The following is an 18,023-nucleotide window of genomic DNA, read 5'->3' on the forward strand; positions in this document are numbered from 1 at the left end:
GCCGACATCCATGTTGAATGTTCAGACGCCTTCGCGGGCAAGCCTCGCTCCTACAGGGGGAATTGTGTTTTTTTGCTCAATCACCTGACTTAGAGCATTGAACCGCCAATGGCTTGAGGCAAACCGTGCGAAACAGGCTTACAGTTAACGCACACCGTCGACCAAGAACGGTGGCCTGACCCGACCTGTGAGGAACGCCGTATGCCCTGGAAGAACTCCGACTCACGCTACAGCACCGTGTCGATCACGCTGCATTGGTTGATGCTGGTGTTGCTCGCGGTGGTTTACGCCAGCATCGAATTTCGCGGAATCTTTCCAAAAGGCAGTGGTGGCCGAACGCTGATCGTTGAAGCGCATTTCATGCTCGGTCTGACGGTGTTTGTGCTGGTGTGGTTGCGGCTGTTCGCACGCAGCCTCGGCCCGGCGCCGCAGATCTTCCCCGCTTCGCCGCACTGGCAGACCGTGCTGGCCAGATTGATGCACTGGGCGCTGTACCTGTTCATGATCGCCATGCCGATTCTGGGTTGGCTGGTCACCAGCGCCAAGGGGCATCAGGTGATGTTCTATGGCATTGATCTGCCGATGCTGCTGTCAGAGGACAAGGAGTTGGCCAAGCAAATCGAAGGCTGGCATGTACTCGGCGGCACCATCGGTTACTGGCTGATCGGGCTGCACGCCGTGGCGGGGATTTATCACCACTATGTGGTGGGCGACAACACCCTGCTGCGGATGATGCCCAAGCGCGTAAACCGCAATTCCTGAAAACAACGCCCTCCCCTGTAGGAGCGAGGCTTGCCCGCGAAGAACGATGACGAGGTTTGTCGGACAGACCGCGTCGCCTGTGTTCGCGGGCAAGCCTCGCTCCTACAGGGGTATGAGTTGCGACGAAAATCCGCGGCGGCCCTGCAAGCCGCCGGTGTGGATGAAGATCAGTCGCGTACCCTGTGCGAATCGTCCGGCTTCGACTTGCTGCTTGAGCGCCAGCAGCGCTTTGCCGGTGTACAGCGGTTCAAGGGGAATGCCACTGGCCTGTTCGGTTTGCGCGATGAATTCGAGTAACAGCGGATCGACTTTGGCGAAGCCGCCGCGACTGGCATCCAGCAATTCATAAGCCGCATTCTGCAAGCCCGCTTCCTGCACGATCGATGCGATTTGCTGCGCAACGCCATGATCGTCGGGCACCGCCAGCGCGCCATAAACCGGATGATCCCCCGCTTCAGCCAACGCCAGGCCGGCCAGCGTGGTGCCCGTTCCACAGGCCAGCCACCAGCCGTCGTAGTCGCTCCATCCCAGACCGTTCAGTTGCGCGCCGACCATTGACTTCAGTTGCATGCAGCCCTTCGCCCCCGGCAAACCGCCGCCACCTTCCGGCACCGCAAACAGCTCAGGGTATTGCGCCTGCCAGGGTTCCCAGAAACCCGCATCGTGCCGCGCGCGATAGCCGCCATAACCGAGCCAGTGCAACTGCATGCCGAAGGCTTGCAAGTCTTTCACTGTGGGCGTTTCCTGCGGATGGCCGCGCAGTAAACCAACGGTCGTGAAACCGAAGCGCTTGCCGGCGGCAGCCAGTGCGTGAAGATGATTGGAGTGAGCACCGCCGAGGCTGATGATGCCTTTGGCTGCGGCAAGGTCAGCCGCTTTGAGGTGTTCGATGAGCTTGAACCACTTGTTGCCGCTGATCAGCGGGTCGATCTGGTCCAGGCGCAGGATGGCGACTTCGATGCCTGATCGGGTTAGCCAATCAAGATGGAGGGGGTCGAGGCGGGCTTGGGGAAGCCAATGGGAGGAGGGAAAAAGCATGGCGCCTGAGTGTGCTCGGATAGAGCCAGCATTCTAGTCGCTCATAGGCAGCCATCGCGAGCAGGCTCACTCCTACATTTGATCTTCGTTGCTACAAAGATCGAGTGTAGGAGCGAGGCTTGCCCGCGAAGGCCATTGGCACGCTGGACCTGCTGTTAAAGCTCAGCAGCCAACCGCGAACCCTGATTGATCGCCCGCTTCGCATCCAGCTCCGCCGCCACGTCCGCGCCGCCAATCAAATGCACGTTCTGCCCTGCCGCAACCAACCCGTCTTGCAACTCGCGCAACGGATCCTGCCCGGCGCAGATCACGATGTTGTCCACCGGCAGCACTTGCGGCTCGCCGGTTTCGCCGATGCGGATGTGCAAACCTTCGTCGTCGATCTTCAGGTATTCGACGCTGTTGAGCATCTGCACCTGCTTGTTCTTCAGACCGGTGCGGTGAATCCAGCCGGTGGTTTTGCCCAGGCCGTCGCCGACCTTGGATTTCTTGCGTTGCAGCAGGAACACTTCACGCGCCGGTGCATGCGGCTCAGCCTTGATGCCGGCGACACCGCCACGCGCCTGAAGATGCGTGTCGATGCCCCACTCTTTCCAGAACGCTTCACGGTCCAGGCTGGTGGCAACGCCCTGATGCACCAGGAACTCGGACACGTCGAAACCAATCCCGCCCGCGCCGATCACGGCGACCCGTTTACCCACCGGCTTACGCTCAAGAATCACGTCCAGGTAGCTCAACACCTTGGCGTTCTCGACGCCTGGAATCGCCGGTACACGCGGCGCGATGCCGGTGGCGAGGATGATTTCGTCGTAACCGCCGTCAACCAGTTTCGCCACATCGACCCGAGTGTTCAGGCAGACCTCGACGTTGGTGGTTTGCAACTTGCGGTTGAAGTAGCGCAGGGTTTCAAAGAACTCTTCCTTGCCCGGCACGCGTTTGGCGATGTTGAACTGACCGCCGATTTCGCTGGCCGAATCGAACAGCGTCACCTGATGACCACGCTCGGCAGCCACGGTCGCGGCCGACAGACCCGCAGGGCCGGCACCGACCACGGCGATTTTCTTGATCTGCTGCACGGGCAGGTAGTTGAGTTCGGTTTCATGGCAAGCCCGCGGGTTCACCAGGCAAGTGGTCAACTTGCCGCCAAACGTGTGATCGAGGCACGCCTGGTTGCAACCGATGCAGGTGTTGATTTCATCGGCACGGCCCGCGGCGGCCTTGTTGACGAAGTCGGCATCGGCAAGGAACGGCCGCGCCATGGAGACCATGTCGGCATCGCCTTCGGCAAGAATCTGCTCGGCGATTTCCGGAGTGTTGATGCGGTTGGTGGTGATCAGCGGAATGCTCACCGAACCGCGCAGCTTGGCGGTGACTTTGCTGAACGCCGCACGCGGCACCTTGGTGGCGATGGTCGGAATACGCGCTTCGTGCCAGCCAATACCGGTGTTGATGATGGTTGCACCGGCCTGTTCAATGGCCTTGGCCAGGGTCACGATTTCTTCCCAGCTGCTGCCGCCTTCCACCAGGTCGAGCATCGACAGGCGGAAGATAATGATGAAATTCGGGCCTACGGCTTCGCGTACACGGCGGACGATTTCCACCGGCAGGCGCATGCGGTTTTCGTAGCTGCCGCCCCAGCGGTCGGTACGGTGGTTGGTGTGAGCCGCGAGGAACTGGTTAATGAAATAACCTTCGGAGCCCATGATCTCGACGCCGTCGTACTCGGCTGTTTGCGCCAGGGTCGAACAGGTAACGAAATCGCTGATCTGCTTCTCGATGCCTTCCTCGTCCAGCTCTTTGGGCTTGAACGGGTTGATCGGCGCCTGAATGGCGCTCGGCGCCACTTGCTTCGGGCTGTAGGCATAACGGCCGGCATGCAGGATCTGCATGCAGATCTTGCCGCCCGCCTCGTGCACCGCGCGGGTCACGATCTGATGCTTGAGCGCTTCTTCGAGGGTGGTCAGTTTGGCCGCACCGGAATACACACCGCCTTCGTCGTTCGGGCCGATACCGCCAGTGACCATCAGGCCGACACCGCCACGGGCGCGCTCGGCGAAGAAAGCAGCCATGCGTTCAAAGCCGCCGGGCTTTTCCTCAAGACCGGTGTGCATCGAACCCATCAGGGTGCGGTTGCGCAGCGTGGTAAAACCCAGGTCCAACGGAGCCAACAGGTGCGGGTAATGAGCGGCGGTCATCGGTAACTCCACAACGAGCGTTCACGGAAAAAGTGTGGGCGCTCTTTGGCGCCCCTCTGTCATGTGTAACAGACTATGAGCACTCCCCCGGCCGCTCAATGACCGAAACTGACAACTTAATGATCCAAATGCGCAACGGCCCGGGTGTCGGACGTTTGCGCTATCTCCTCTGCAATTAACGGCAGGGAGTCAGGGTGCGGCTGTCGAAAGGCAGCGCAAGTGCACTGAACCCAATGAAAATTCGTATACCATATCTCCAACTCAATCCGAACGACTGCCGCCGTGACCCTACCCAAATTCAATGCTCCAGACTTGGGCAATGCGCCTTCGACATCTGAAATCATCACACGCCATCTGCGTGACGCCATCGTCGCCGGGCATTTCGCCGAGGACGAGCCGATTCGCCAGGACGACATCGCCCGGCAGTTCAACGTCAGCAAGATCCCGGTGCGTGAGGCCCTCAAGCGCCTGGAAGCCGAAGGCCTGGTGATGTTCCAGCGCAATCGCGGGGCGATGGTCACACGGGTGTCCGATGCCGAGCTGGCGCAGATGTTCGAAGTGCGCATGTTGCTCGAAGACAAGGTGCTTCGCCTGGCCATTCCCAACATGACCGAAGACACCTTCGCCCGGGCCGAACGCATCTGCCAGGAGTTCGTCGGCGAAGATGATGTGGGACGTTGGGCCGAGCTCAATTGGGAACTGCACGCCTGCCTCTATGAACCGGCACAACGTCCGTTTCTGGTGAGCCTGATCCGTTCGGTGAACGACAAACTGGAACGTTACCTGCGCATGCAAATGAGCCTTTCCGCAGGCAAGGAGCGCGCCGATCACGAACACCGGGAGATCCTCGAAGCCTGTCGCGCCGGTGACGTCGACCGGGCGGTGAAGCTGCTGGACGAACACATCGCCGGGGTCTGCAAAACCCTGTTCGAGCACCTGCCCCACCACCACTGACAGACCGCGGTACTGTGCCGATTTCGTCATCGGCACCGGGTAAAACCATCAAGCCTGCAAGCCCCAGCACGGGCCACTCTTGCGTTCACTCATCTGAACGGACGTGGCCCACTCATGAAACGTATCACCGTGATTGACTCCCACACCGGCGGCGAACCCACCCGCCTGGTGACCTCCGGTTTTCCCGAGCTGGGCACCGGAAGCATGGCCGAACGTCTTCAACGACTGGCTGAACACCATGACCAATGGCGCACCGCCTGCGTACTCGAACCGCGAGGCAGTGATGTGCTGGTCGGCGCACTGCTGTGCGAACCGGTTGACCCTGCGGCCTGTGCCGGGGTGATCTTCTTCAATAACTCGGGTTACCTCGGCATGTGCGGCCACGGCACCATCGGCCTGGTGGCGTCGCTTGCTCACCTGGGCAAGATCGGTCCGGGCGTGCACAGCATCGAAACGCCAGTCGGCACGGTGCAGGCAACCTTGCACGACGACCACTCCGTCAGCGTGCGCAACGTGCCGGCCTACCGTTATCGCAAAGCCGTGGCGTTGCAGGTGCCGGGAATTGGCGAGGTGGTCGGTGATATTGCCTGGGGTGGCAACTGGTTTTTCCTGATCGCCGAGCATGGTCTGCGCGTCGCCAGCGACAACCTTGATGCGTTGACCGCCTACACCTTCGCCGTGCAGCAAGCACTGGACGTTCAGGGGATACGTGGCGAAGACGGCGGGTTGATCGACCACGTCGAGCTGTTCGCCGAGGATGAGCAGGCCGACAGCCGCAACTTTGTGCTCTGCCCCGGCAAGGCCTACGACCGCTCGCCTTGCGGCACCGGCACCAGTGCAAAACTGGCGTGCCTGGCGGCCGATGACAAATTGCAGCCGGGCCAGATCTGGCGCCAGGCGAGCGTCATCGGCAGCGAGTTCGAAGGCTCCTACGAACAGCACGGCGAGCGCATCGTACCGACGATTCGTGGCCGCGCCTTCATCAGCGCCGAGGCCAGCCTGATCATCGAACAGGACGACCCGTTCGCCTGGGGCATTCGTCCATGAGCCAAGGCCTGGTGGCCGATGTCATCGTGATCGGTGCCGGCATCATCGGTGCCGCGTGCGCCCAGGCGCTGGCCCGGCGCGGCTTGCGCGTGCTGGTGCTGGACGCTGGCTTGCACAGTGCGACGGCCGCCGGTATGGGCCACTTGCTGGTGCTCGACGACAACCCGGCCGAGCTGGCCCTGAGCCAATACTCGCTGCAACGCTGGCGCGAACTGGCGCCGGACTTGCCTGAAGGCTGCGCTTACCGCAGCAACGGGACGTTGTGGCTGGCAGCCAATGCCGAAGAAATGGCCGTGGCCCACAGCAAGTACCTGAACCTTCAGACCCAGGGCGTTGCCTGCGAGTTGATCGCTCGTAATGCCTTGCGCGCCCGTGAACCTGAACTGCGCGAAGACCTCGAAGGCGGTTTGTTGATCAACGGCGACGGCATTCTCTACGCTCCGGCGACCGCCAACTGGATGCTCGACACCGCCGACATCGAACAACGTCGGGCGCGGGTCAGCGAGGTCGATGGCAATCGCGTGCGACTCGATGACGGCCAGTGGTTGAGCGCTGAGGCAGTCATATTGGCCAACGGCATCCAGGCCAACGACCTGTGCCCCGAGTTGCCGATCGAGCCGAAAAAAGGCCACTTGCTGATCACCGACCGCTATCCCGGCAAGGTCACCCACACGCTGGTGGAACTGGGTTATGTCACCAGCGCCCACAACGCCACAGGGCCCTCGACCGCCTGCAACATTCAGCCCCGGCCGACCGGGCAACTGTTCATCGGCGCCTCGCGACAATTCGGCACCACCGACCCGCAGGTCGAAGGCTGGATGCTCGCGAAAATGCTCAAGCGCGCCACCGAGTACATGCCGGGCCTGGCTCAGCTCAACGGCATCCGCGCCTGGACCGGTTTTCGCGCCGCCAGCCCCGACGGGCTGCCGCTGATTGGTGAGCACCCATCGCGCAAAGGTTTGTGGCTGGCAGTCGGTCACGAGGGACTGGGGGTCACCACGGCCCCCGGCACCGCCGATTTGCTGGTCGCGCAACTGTTCAATGAGACGCCGCCATTGGCGGCGCAAGCCTATCTGCCGCAACGTTTTCTCGGGGAGGCCGTGTATGCCTGATTTGGTCCTGGACGGCCGCGCCCTGCGGGTCGCCGAAGGTACGACTGTCGCCGCGGCATTAGCCTTGGCCGACGACGGGTGTACTCGCACCTCGGTCAGCGGTCAGCGGCGCGCACCGCTGTGCGGCATGGGCATCTGCCAGGAATGCCGGGTGACCATCGACGGACGCCGCCGACTGGCCTGCCAGACGCTGTGTCATGACGGCATGCAGGTGCGGACCCGACCATGAACGAATACGCCGATTTGCTGATCATCGGTGCCGGCCCCGCCGGCATGAGCGCCGCCCTCGCCGCCGCGCCCAGTGGCGCACGCATTATCGTGCTCGACGACAACCCGCTACCGGGAGGCCAGATCTGGCGCGACGGGCCTCAGGCCAGCCTGCCGAGTCAGGCACGGCAGATGCGCGAGCGCCTGCATGCCAACAGCAATATTCGCCACCACAGCGGCACTCGTGTGATCGCCTGTTCCGGCCCCAAACAATTGCTGGTGGAAGACGCCGATCACGGATGGCTGATCGGCTACGACAAACTGATTCTGTGCACCGGCGCCCGTGAGTTGCTGCTGCCCTTCCCCGGCTGGACATTGCCGGGTGTGACGGGGGCCGGAGGACTCCAGGCGTTGATCAAGGGCGGCCTGCCGGTGCAGGACGAACGCGTGGTGATCGCCGGCAGCGGGCCTTTGTTACTGGCCAGTGCGGCCACCGCGAAACACAACGGCGCCCACGTGCTGAGTATTGCCGAGCAAGCCTCCTCGGTTGCGGTCGCCGGGTTCGCCCTGCAACTGCCACGCTGGCCGGGCAAGCTTGTGCAATCCTTCAGCCTGTTTGATCGTCATTACCGCACCGGCTCCCACGTCGTGGCGGCCTTGGGTAATGAACGGCTGGAAGGTGTGCGTCTGCGGCAACAGGGCAAAATCGTCGAACTGGCCTGTGATCGCCTGGCCTGTGGTTTCGGCCTGATTCCCAATACACAACTCGGTCAGGCGCTGGGTTGCGCACTCGACGGCACGGCGCTCGCGGTCGATGCCTGGCAAGCCACGAGCCTTGCCGATCATTACGCCGCAGGTGAATGCACCGGTTTCGGCGGCAGTGAACTGGCGTTGGTCGAAGGTGCCATTGCCGGGCATGCCGCCGTCGGTAACACCGCAGCGGCACGCCAATTGTGGCCGCGTCGGACGCGTTGGCAGGGTTTCGCCAAGGCGTTGAACAACGCGTTCAGCCTCAGCCCGCACCTCAAGTCACTGGCGCAAGCCGACACGCTGGTCTGTCGCTGCGAAGACGTGCCCTACGCGGCACTGGCCGGGCACGCTGACTGGCGTGCGGCAAAACTGGCCAGCCGCTGCGGCATGGGCGCCTGTCAGGGGCGAGTGTGTGGCGGCGCTTTGCAGTACCTGTTCGACTGGCAACCCTCGGCCCCGCGACCGCCGTTCAGCCCGGCACGTATCGAAACCCTGATGTGCCTGGAAGACACCCCGCCCGCGTAAACGCTCGCTCCGGGGTTTCGGGGGCACTGCCGAGTCTTTATGATCCCGGTAGTTGCCACCAGGCCCCCAGCGCTATGTTCCCCTTACTCAATCAGTTCAAACCCTGCGATTTGCCGACGCTGCTGAGCAGTCTGCAGCCCATCGCGACGCTGCTCGACACCCTGGCGGACGTGGTGTTCTTCATCAAGGACAGCGAGGCGCGCTATGTCTTCGTCAACCAGACCCTGGCTCGACGGTGTGGCTTCAAGCAGAGCGGGCAACTGCTCGGGCTGACGGCGGACCAGGTCTTCCCGGCACGATTTGGCCCGCTGTACACCGAGCAGGATCGGCGCGTGCTGTCCACCGGCCGTGAACTGGCGGATCAACTGGAACTGCACCTGTATTTCGGCAACCAGCCAGTCTGGTGCCTGACCCACAAACTCGCCCTGCATGACGAACAAGGGCGGATCGTCGGCCTCGCCGGCATTTCCCGCGACCTGCAACTGCCCCAGTCCAACCATCCGGCGTTCCAGAAACTGGCAGCGGTGGACGCACACATTCGCCGTCATTTCGCCCGACCGATCAGCCTGGCCGAACTGACGGCCATCGCCGGTTTCTCTGTGGCGCAACTGGAACGCCATTGCAAACGGGTGTTCCAGCTCACGCCACGGCAGATGATCCACAAGTCCCGCCTGGAGGAAGGCTCGCGCCTGTTACTCGACACCGACCTGCCGATCACCGAAATCGCTCTGCGCTGCGGCTACACCGACCACAGTGCGTTCAGCCGCCAATTCCGCGCCCTCACCAGTCTTTCGCCAAGCCAGTACCGCGATAGCCGTCGTTAAAATGTTCCTTTAAGGGGCGCTGCGCACCCTGCGTGCTCCCTTCCGTAACACCTCCTCGACCGACACCGTCGTAGCGTTGCCCCGCTCGCTTGCGCTGAGCCGCCCTGCTTCAAGGGTTGGCAAAAATTCGGCGGCAAAAGCAAAAACGGCACGGCCATTGCTATTGTTAATATCGTATACGAAATCCCCAATACGATATTCAACAGCACTTCCACAGAACGAGGCCTCTATGAAAAACCCCGCATTTGCCGTAGCCCTCAGCGCTGTTCTCAGTACCTCCTTCATTGCCACCGCGCAGGCTGACAAGCTCGACGACATTATCGGTTCCGGCAAGCTGCGCTGCGCCGTGACCCTGGACTTCCCGCCCATGGGTTTCCGCGATGCCAGCAACGCTCCTGCCGGTTTCGACGTGGACTATTGCAACGACCTGGCGAAGATCCTCGGGGTCGAGGCCGAAGTGGTGGAAACGCCGTTCCCGGACCGCATTCCGGCACTGATCTCCGGACGGGCTGACGTGATCGTCGCCTCGACTTCCGACACCCTCGAACGGGCCAAGACCGTTGGCCTGACCGTGCCGTACTTCGCCTTCCAGATGGTCGTGCTGACCCGCGACAACACCGGCATCAACAGCTTCAACGACATCAAGGGCAAAGCGCTGGGCAACACCAGCGGCACTTTTGAAGCCATCGCGCTGGAGGGCGATGTGAAGAAATGGGGCAGCGGCACCTTCCGCGCTTACCAGTCACAAAACGACACGCTGCTGGCGGTGGCCCAGGGTCACATCGACGCCACGGTAGTAACCAACACCGTCGCCGCCGCGACGATCAAGTCGGGCAAATACAAAAACCTGAAAATCGCCGGCAACGCGCCTTACACCATCGACTACGTGTCACTCGGTGCCAAGCGCAATGAGTACGGCCTGCTCAACTACCTCAACCTGTTCGTCAACCAGCAGGTGCGTAGCGGTCGCTACAACGAGTTGTTCACCAAATGGGTCGGCACTGAAATCCCGCCGACCGACCTGACCGTGCCAAAGGTCTACTACTAAGATGTCCGGCATGCCTGGGTCCACTGCTCTCATTGGTCGTAACCTGGTCCCGGGCTCCGCCCAGGGCGCGCTGCTGTTTGCCGATGTCGGGCTTAGCTTCTGGGGCGGCGTCGCCCCTTGCACGGGTGAAGTCATCGACCGTCACCATCCGCTCAGCGGCGAACATCTGCACGGTCGTGTGCTGGCCATTCCCAGTGGTCGCGGGTCGTGTACCGGCAGCAGCGTGCTGATGGAGTTGATCAGCAACGGTCATGCACCGGCCGCTTTGGTCCTGGCCGAAGCCGATGAGATCCTGACCCTGGGCGTGCTGGTGGCACAGACCATTTTCGAGCGCTCCCTGCCGGTGCTGTGCATCGGCCGGGAGGCCTTCGCTACCTTGCGCGGCAAAGCCTTCGCCCGAGTCGAAGGCGCCTCGCTGGCGATGTTCGATCACGTGCCCATCGATGGCTGGCAGCCAACCGAAACACTGATGCACACAGGCGAAACCAACGAGTCGATTGAGCTCACCGGGTTCGACCGTTCGCTGCTCGACGGCGAGCATGGCAAAGCCGCGCAGATGGCCATGCAGATTGTCCTGCGCATGGCCGAACTGCAAGGCGCCCACCAACTGGTGGATATCGCTCAGGCCCACATCGACGGTTGTATTTACACGGGCCCGGCGAGCCTGCGCTTTGCCGAACAACTGGTGCAGTGGGGCGCGAAAGTTCGGGTACCCACCACCCTCAATTCAATTTCCGTGGACCAGCGCCGCTGGCGAGCGTTGGGCATCGACCCGTTGCTCGGCGAACCGGCCAGTGCCTTGGGCGATGCCTATATGGCGATGGGCGCGCAGCTCAGTTTCACCTGTGCCCCCTACTTGCTCGACACCGCACCGAAGGCCGGCGAGCAGATCGTCTGGGCCGAATCCAACGCGGTGGTCTACGCCAACAGCGTGCTCGGTGCGCGCACATTGAAGTACCCGGATTACCTGGATATCTGCATCGCCCTGACCGGCCGCGCGCCCCTGATCGGTTGTCATCTGGAGGCGCCACGCAAAGCCCGCCTGCGCGTTGAATTACCGGACCTGGACGAACTCGACGATGCGTTTTACCCCTTGCTCGGCTACCACATCGGTGCCCTCGCGGGCAGCCGGATCCCGCTGGTGTTCGGGCTGGAACAGCACCAGCCAGACCTCGACGACCTGAAAGCCTTCGGTGCGGCGTTCGCCACCACGTCAGCCGCGCCGTTGTTTCATATCGCCGGGGTCACACCCGAAGCACTCGACCCTGCACAAGCACTGGAAGCCGACGTCCCGATACCTGTGGAAACAATCCGCCTGGCGGACCTGCTGGGCAGTTGGCGCGAGCTCAACAGTGCCCGTGACAACCGCGTGGAGGTGGTCTCGCTGGGTAACCCGCACTTCTCGCTGAGCGAGTTCGCCCGACTCGCACGGCTGTGTCACGGCCGGCACAAACATCCCGAGGTGGTGCTCGCCATCACGTGCGGTCGTGCGGTGCTGGAACAGGCGCGTGACGCCGGACACATCGGCGTCATTGAAGCCTTCGGCGCCACCCTGGTGACGGACACCTGCTGGTGCATGCTCGGCGAGCCGGTGATCCCGCCAGCCGCCACAACCTTAATGACCAACTCGGGCAAATACGCCCATTACGCACCCGGTCTGGTGGGGCGAAAAGTGCACTTCGCCAGCCTCGCCGAGTGCGTTGACGCCGCTTGCACTGCCAGCGCCAGCGGGCGACTGCCGAGCTGGTTGCAACCTGCCTTGCTGATGGAGAGCCTCGCGCATGTTTGATTACACCTTCCAATGGCGCGCCACCCTGCGCGCCTTGCCGGACATGCTCGCCGGTGCCTGGGTCACGTTCGAGACCGCCGCGCTGTCGATGATTTTCGGCGTACTGATCGCTCTGGCCCTGACTGTCATGCGCGAAACCAGACACCCGCTGCTGCGCGGTATCGGCAACGGCTGGGTGTCGATTGCCCGTAATACCCCGTCGCTGTTCCAGATCTACATCCTGTACTTCGGCCTCGGCTCAATGGGCCTGCACGTCAGCTCCTGGCTCGCGCTGTTGGCCGGGATCACCTTCAACAATGCCGGCTATCTCGCGGAAAACTTCCGCGGCGGGCTCAAGGCGGTGCCCGGCACGCAGGTGCGGGCCGCGCGCTCGCTGGGCATGAGTGCCTTCCAGGCCTACCGGATGATCATCGTCCCGCAACTGTTGCGGATCGTGTTCTACCCGTTGAGCAACCAGATGGTCTGGGCGGTGTTGATGACGTCGCTGGGGGTGATTGTCGGGCTCAACAACGACCTCACCGGCGTGACCCAGGACTACAACGTCAAGACGTTCCGCACCTTCGAATATTTCACCATCGCCGCGGTGCTGTATTACCTGATTGCCAAGGCGATCGTCGCGACGGCCCGGCTGATGGCCTGGCGGCTGTTCCGTTACTGAGGACGTGACTATGTTTTCCACCGGTTTTTCCTGGAACGACCTGCTGTTCCTGCTTAACGGCGCCTGGATCACGCTGCAACTGACTTGCTGGGCGATCCTGCTCGGCACGTTCGCCGGGCTGGTGTTCGGCCTGCTGCGTGCGCTGTTGCCACGGGCCAGCCTGCCACTGGCATGGGTGCTGGACGTGTTTCGCAGCGTGCCGCTGCTGATCCAGTTCGTGCTGTTCAACTCGCTCAAGAGCATCGTCGGCCTGAACATCAGTGCTTTCAGCGTGGGCTGCATCGTGCTCGGGGTTTACGCCGCCGCGTACTTCACCGAGATCGTGCGCGGCGGCGTGCTGTCGGTACCGCTGACCCTGCGCCGGGCCAGCCGTTCGCTGGGCCTGAGTTTCTTCCAGGACCTACGCTGGATCGTTCTGCCGATGGCCTCGCGGGTGGCCTTCCCCGGCTGGCTGAACCTGGTGCTGGGGGTGATGAAAGACACCGCGCTGGTGATGTGGATCGGCATCGTCGAACTGCTCCGCGCCTCGCAAACCATCGTGACCCGCATTCAGGAACCGCTGCTGGTGCTGTGCATCGCGGGCCTTATCTACTACGTCATGAGCCTGGTGGTCGCACGCCTCGGCGCTCGTCTGGAAAGAAGGTGGCAAGAAAATGATTGAGATCGACAACGTACACAAATCCTTCGGCGACCTTGATGTGGTCAAGGGTGTCAGCCTGACCGTAAACAAGGGCGAAGTGGTGTCCATCATCGGCGGCTCCGGCTCGGGAAAATCGACCCTGCTGATGTGCATCAATGGCCTGGAACCGATCCAGAAGGGCAACATCCGCGTGGATGGCGTCGAGGTGCATCACCGCGCAACCGACCTCAATCACCTGCGGCAGAAAATCGGCATCGTGTTCCAGCAATGGAACGCCTTCCCGCACCTGACCGTGCTGGAAAACGTGATGCTCGCACCGCGCAAGGTCCTGGGCAAAAGCAAGGCCGAAGCCGAGGCGCTGGCCGTGCAGCAACTGACTCACGTCGGCCTGGGTGACAAGCTCAAAGTGTTCCCCGGCAAGCTCTCGGGCGGCCAGCAACAACGCATGGCCATTGCCCGCGCCCTGGCCATGTCACCGGACTACATGCTGTTCGACGAAGCCACCTCGGCCCTCGATCCACAGCTGGTCGGCGAAGTGCTGGACACCATGCGCATGCTCGCCGAAGACGGCATGACCATGGTGCTGGTGACGCACGAGATCCGCTTCGCCCGTGACGTGTCCGACCGCGTGGCGTTCTTTCGCAACGGCCTGGTGCATGAGATTGGTTCGCCGGATCAGGTGATCGGTAATCCGGTGCATGCCGAGACCGCGGCGTTTTTGAAGTCGGTGAAATAACGGATGGCCCCTTCGCGAGCAAGCCCGCTCCCACAGGGAGTACGCAATCACTGTGGGAGCGGGCTTGCCCGCGAAGGGGCCCGAACAGACAAAACAAGGAGCAAACCATGCGCTCATCGAAAGTGATTCATGTAGTCAGCTGCCACGCCGAAGGCGAAGTCGGCGACGTGATTGTCGGCGGCGTCGCACCACCGCCCGGTGCCACAGTCTGGGAACAATCACGCTGGATCGCCAGGGATGAAACCCTGCGCAACTTCGTGCTCAACGAGCCGCGTGGCGGGGTGTTCCGCCACGTCAACCTGCTGGTGCCGGCCAAGGACCCGCGGGCGCACATGGCCTGGATCATCATGGAACCGGCGGATACCCCGCCGATGTCCGGCTCCAATTCTTTGTGCGTGGCCACCGTGTTGCTCGACACCGGTATCGTGCCAATGACCGAACCGCAAACCCGGCTGGTGCTCGAAGCCCCCGGCGGCCTGATCGAAGCCGTAGCCGATTGCCGTGACGGCAAGGTCGAACGGGTGGAAATCAAAAACGTGCCGTCCTTCGCCGATCGCCTCGACGCGTGGATCGAAGTGGAAGGTGTCGGCTCCCTCAAGGTCGATACCGCCTATGGCGGTGACAGCTTTGTGATCGCCGATGCCCGGGAACTGGGCTTTTCAATCCGTCCCGATGAAGCCGCCGACCTGGTGGCGGTCGGGCTGAAAATCACCCGTGCCGCCAACGAGCAATTGGGCTTTGTGCATCCGTTGAACCCTGAGTGGTCGCACATTTCCTTTTGCCAGATCGCCGCGCCCGTCGTCCACGAAAACGGCATCGCCACCGGCGCCAACGCGGTGGTGATTCAACCGGGCAAGATCGACCGCTCGCCGACCGGCACGGGTTGCTCGGCGCGCATGGCGGTGTTGCACGCCAAGGGTTTGATGCGCGTCGGCGAGCGCTTTATCGGTCGCTCGATCATCGGCTCCGAATTCCACTGTCGGATTGACTCACTGACCGAAGTGGCCGGACGCCCCGCTATCTACCCCTGCATTTCCGGCCGGGCCTGGATTACCGGCACCCATCAATTGCTGCTCGATCCGAACGATCCGTGGCCACAAGGCTATCGGCTGTCAGACACCTGGCCCGGTGCCTGAACACTCTGAAGCACTGACCACCCCGACCGACGGCTGACAAAAACCCCACAAACCTGAAAAAAGCACTAGCCGAATTTTTTCATTTTAAATATCGTATACGAAATACAATAAACAACCCGGAGGCAACAATGAGCAAGCGAATTAACTGGAGTGGCGTCTTCCCCGCGGTGACCACTCAATTCAACGATGACTTCTCGATCAACCTGGATAAAACCCATCAGGTGATTTCCAACGTGATCCGCGACGGCGTGTCGGGCCTGGTGGTGTGCGGCTCGGTAGGCGAGAACACTTCGCTGACCGCTGAAGAAAAAATCGCCGTGACCGAAGTCGCGGTCGATGCCTCGCGCGGCCGTGTGCCCGTGATTTGCGGTGTGGCCGAATTCACCAGTGTGCAAGCGGCCAAGGTCGCCAACGCCGTGCGCAAGGTCGGTGTCGATGGCGTGATGCTGATGCCGGCGCTGGTCTACGGCTCCAAGCCGTTCGAAACGGCCGAGCATTACCGCTACGTGGCGAAAAACGCCGACGTGCCGTTGATGGTCTACAACAACCCGCCGATCTACAAAAACGACGTGACCCCGGACATCCTGATTGCCCTGGCCGACTGCGACAACGTGGTGTGCTTCAAGGATTCCTCTGGCGACACCCGCCGCTTCATCGACATCCGCAACGAAGTGGGTGACCGTTTTGTGCTGTTCGCCGGCCTCGACGATGTGGTGCTCGAAAGCCTCGCCGTGGGCGCTGAAGGCTGGGTGTCGGGCATGTCCAACGTGTTCCCGAAAGAAGGCGAAACCATCTTCCGCCTGGCCAAGGCCGGACGTTATGCCGAAGCCATGCCGATCTACGAATGGCTGATGCCGATCCTGCACCTCGACGCCCGCGCCGACCTGGTGCAGTGCATCAAGCTGTGCGAAGCCATCGCCGGTCGCGGCAGTGCGCTGACCCGTCCGCCACGCCTGGCCCTGCCGGAAGAAGATCGGGTCTTCGTCGAGCAGATCATGGCCAAGGCCCTGGCCAACCGTCCGCACTTGCCGGATGTCGGTCTCTGAGTGATTGCCGGGCGGGGCTTTGCGGCCCCGGCCCGGCTACCTGTTTTTGCGCCCCTACAGGAAACGCCAGCATGCCCAACGCTCAACACACTCACCGCGCAACCACACCTTCGGGACTCAAGCGCGTCGTGGCCGCCGCCATGGCCGGCACAGTCGCCGAATGGTATGAATTCTTCCTTTATGGCACCGCGTCGGCACTGGTCTTCGGCCAGTTGTTTTTCCGCCAGACCGACAGTCCCATCGACGGCATCATCGCCGCCTTCGCCCTGTACGCCGTGGGCTTTCTCGCCCGCCCGTTGGGTGGCCTGGTGTTCGGTCACTACGGCGACAAGTACGGCCGCAAGCGCCTGCTGCAACTGAGCCTGGTGGTGGTCGGTATCACCACCTTCTTGATGGGTTGCCTGCCCGGTTTCAACCAGATCGGCTATGCCGCACCAGTGTTGCTGGTGCTGCTGCGGCTGATCCAGGGTTTCGCGTTTGGCGGCGAATGGGGCGGTGCAATTCTGCTGGTGTCCGAGCATTGCCCGGACAATCGCCGAGGTTTCTGGGCCAGTTGGCCGCAAGCCGGTGTGCCGGCCGGCAACCTGGTGGCGACGGTTGCGCTGCTGCTGTTGTCGTCGAACCTGTCGGAGGAGCAATTCCTCGCCTGGGGCTGGCGCGTGGCGTTCTGGTTCTCGGCCTTCGTGGTACTGATCGGCTACTGGATTCGCACCAGCGTCGATGACGCGCCGATTTTCAAGGAAGCCCAGGCCCGTCAGGCGCAGACCAAGCAACAGCAACTGGGCGTGGTCGAAGTGCTGCGTCATCACTGGCGCTCGGTGCTGGTCGGTATTGGCGCGCGGTTTGCCGAAAACATCCTCTACTACACCGTAGTGACGTTCTCGATTACCTATCTGAAACTGGTGGTGCACAAGGACACGTCCGAGATTCTGCTGCTGATGTTCGGCGCGCACCTGCTGCATTTCTTCATGATTCCGTTGATGGGTTATCTGTCTGACCTGGTCGGGCGCAAACCGGTGTACCTGACCGGCGCGATCCTCACGGCGTTCTGGGGTTTCATCGGCTTCCCGATGATGGACACCGGCAACAACTGGCTGATCATGGCGGCCATCACCCTGGGCCTGGCCATCGAGTCGATGACCTACGCGCCCTACTCGGCGCTGATGGCGGAAATGTTCCCGACCCACGTGCGCTACACCGCGTTGTCCCTGTGCTATCAGGTGGCGCCGATCTTCGCCGGCTCCCTCGCCCCGCTGATTGCGATCACCTTGCTCAACAAGTACCACAGCTCGACACCGATTGCGTTTTACCTGGTCGGCGCGTCGCTGATCTCCATCATCGCGGTCGGCCTGACCCGTGAGACGCGTGGCAAGTCGTTGCACCTGGTGGACAGCGAATCTGCCGCGCGCATCGCCGCCCTGAACGACGCCGAACCGGTGGCCGCACGCCGCAGCGATTCACTCGCCTGACACGGCCCCCTGTAGGAGCCGGCTTGCTGGCGATGGCGGTGTATCAATCAGCATTGATGCCGTCTGACACACCGCCATCGCCAGCAA

17 protein-coding genes are annotated in these 18,023 nt (G+C 62.2%); 15 read left to right on the forward strand and 2 right to left on the reverse strand.

Annotated features, from left to right (window positions below; translation table 11 throughout):
• The first annotated feature begins 201 nt into the window (after positions 1 to 201).
• Positions 202 to 762: a cytochrome b gene (locus KGB27_RS26910; protein ID WP_008040489.1), complete on the forward strand. Its 561-nt coding sequence runs from the start codon at positions 202 to 204 to the stop codon at positions 760 to 762.
• Positions 763 to 864: 102 nt separating this feature from the next.
• Here the strand turns inward: KGB27_RS26910 and KGB27_RS26915 are convergent, their stop codons facing one another.
• Both KGB27_RS26915 and KGB27_RS26920 read right to left on the reverse strand, forming a co-directional pair.
• Entirely contained in the window at positions 865 to 1,800 is a 936-nt protein-coding gene (locus KGB27_RS26915) for a 1-aminocyclopropane-1-carboxylate deaminase/D-cysteine desulfhydrase (protein WP_223556977.1), read from the reverse strand.
• Between the two features lie 155 nt (positions 1,801 to 1,955).
• Positions 1,956 to 3,995 (reverse strand): FAD-dependent oxidoreductase, encoded by a 2,040-nt coding sequence (locus KGB27_RS26920; RefSeq protein ID WP_223556978.1) that lies wholly within the window; start codon positions 3,993 to 3,995, stop codon positions 1,956 to 1,958.
• Between the two features lie 282 nt (positions 3,996 to 4,277).
• On the opposite strand from KGB27_RS26920, the gene KGB27_RS26925 reads away from it, so the two are divergent.
• The 14 genes from KGB27_RS26925 (at position 4,278) to abaF (ending at position 17,936) form a co-directional block, all read left to right on the forward strand.
• On the forward strand, positions 4,278 to 4,949 hold the full coding sequence (locus KGB27_RS26925) for a GntR family transcriptional regulator (RefSeq protein WP_008029632.1): 672 nt from the start codon (positions 4,278 to 4,280) through the stop codon (positions 4,947 to 4,949).
• Between the two features lie 114 nt (positions 4,950 to 5,063).
• Complete coding sequence (locus tag KGB27_RS26930) at positions 5,064 to 5,996, forward strand: 4-hydroxyproline epimerase (protein WP_008042617.1); 933 nt, start codon at positions 5,064 to 5,066, stop codon at positions 5,994 to 5,996.
• Entirely contained in the window at positions 5,993 to 7,108 is a 1,116-nt protein-coding gene (locus KGB27_RS26935) for an NAD(P)/FAD-dependent oxidoreductase (RefSeq protein ID WP_008042618.1), read from the forward strand. Before KGB27_RS26930 ends, KGB27_RS26935 begins: the two co-directional genes overlap by 4 nt.
• On the forward strand, positions 7,101 to 7,337 hold the full coding sequence (locus KGB27_RS26940; protein WP_223556979.1) for a 2Fe-2S iron-sulfur cluster-binding protein: 237 nt from the start codon (positions 7,101 to 7,103) through the stop codon (positions 7,335 to 7,337). The genes KGB27_RS26935 and KGB27_RS26940 overlap by 8 nt, the downstream gene beginning before the upstream one ends.
• The gene (locus tag KGB27_RS26945) at positions 7,334 to 8,590 is read left to right on the forward strand and encodes an FAD/NAD(P)-binding oxidoreductase (RefSeq protein ID WP_223556980.1); all 1,257 of its coding nucleotides are present in this window, start codon (positions 7,334 to 7,336) and stop codon (positions 8,588 to 8,590) included. The genes KGB27_RS26940 and KGB27_RS26945 overlap by 4 nt, the downstream gene beginning before the upstream one ends.
• 74 nt (positions 8,591 to 8,664) lie before the next feature.
• On the forward strand, positions 8,665 to 9,414 hold the full coding sequence (locus tag KGB27_RS26950) for an AraC family transcriptional regulator (protein WP_223556982.1): 750 nt from the start codon (positions 8,665 to 8,667) through the stop codon (positions 9,412 to 9,414).
• Positions 9,415 to 9,643: 229 nt separating this feature from the next.
• Positions 9,644 to 10,462, forward strand: a complete 819-nt coding sequence (locus tag KGB27_RS26955; RefSeq protein WP_008024648.1) for a transporter substrate-binding domain-containing protein — start codon at positions 9,644 to 9,646, stop codon at positions 10,460 to 10,462.
• Positions 10,463 to 10,472: 10 nt separating this feature from the next.
• The gene (locus tag KGB27_RS26960) at positions 10,473 to 12,251 is read left to right on the forward strand and encodes an aconitase X (protein WP_223556984.1); all 1,779 of its coding nucleotides are present in this window, start codon (positions 10,473 to 10,475) and stop codon (positions 12,249 to 12,251) included.
• The gene (locus tag KGB27_RS26965) at positions 12,244 to 12,909 is read left to right on the forward strand and encodes an amino acid ABC transporter permease (protein WP_008024646.1); all 666 of its coding nucleotides are present in this window, start codon (positions 12,244 to 12,246) and stop codon (positions 12,907 to 12,909) included. Before KGB27_RS26960 ends, KGB27_RS26965 begins: the two co-directional genes overlap by 8 nt.
• A 10-nt stretch (positions 12,910 to 12,919) precedes the next feature.
• Positions 12,920 to 13,570, forward strand: coding sequence for an amino acid ABC transporter permease (locus KGB27_RS26970; RefSeq protein ID WP_008024645.1), 651 nt, complete (start codon positions 12,920 to 12,922; stop codon positions 13,568 to 13,570).
• Positions 13,563 to 14,285 carry an amino acid ABC transporter ATP-binding protein gene (locus tag KGB27_RS26975; RefSeq protein WP_008042626.1) on the forward strand — a complete coding sequence of 241 codons (723 nt, stop codon included), beginning with the start codon at positions 13,563 to 13,565 and terminating at the stop codon, positions 14,283 to 14,285. Before KGB27_RS26970 ends, KGB27_RS26975 begins: the two co-directional genes overlap by 8 nt.
• A gap of 107 nt (positions 14,286 to 14,392) precedes the next feature.
• Positions 14,393 to 15,421 (forward strand): trans-3-hydroxy-L-proline dehydratase, encoded by a 1,029-nt coding sequence (locus tag KGB27_RS26980; RefSeq protein WP_008024643.1) that lies wholly within the window; start codon positions 14,393 to 14,395, stop codon positions 15,419 to 15,421.
• 128 nt (positions 15,422 to 15,549) lie between these two features.
• Positions 15,550 to 16,467 carry a dihydrodipicolinate synthase family protein gene (locus KGB27_RS26985; RefSeq protein ID WP_008024642.1) on the forward strand — a complete coding sequence of 306 codons (918 nt, stop codon included), beginning with the start codon at positions 15,550 to 15,552 and terminating at the stop codon, positions 16,465 to 16,467.
• Between the two features lie 71 nt (positions 16,468 to 16,538).
• Positions 16,539 to 17,936, forward strand: a complete 1,398-nt coding sequence (gene abaF / locus KGB27_RS26990) for a fosfomycin efflux MFS transporter AbaF (protein WP_223556986.1) — start codon at positions 16,539 to 16,541, stop codon at positions 17,934 to 17,936.
• Positions 17,937 to 18,023: the final 87 nt, after the last annotated feature.

Source organism: Pseudomonas sp. BF-R-01 (assembly GCF_019946615.1).
GTDB classification, from domain to species: domain Bacteria; phylum Pseudomonadota; class Gammaproteobacteria; order Pseudomonadales; family Pseudomonadaceae; genus Aquipseudomonas; species Aquipseudomonas migulae.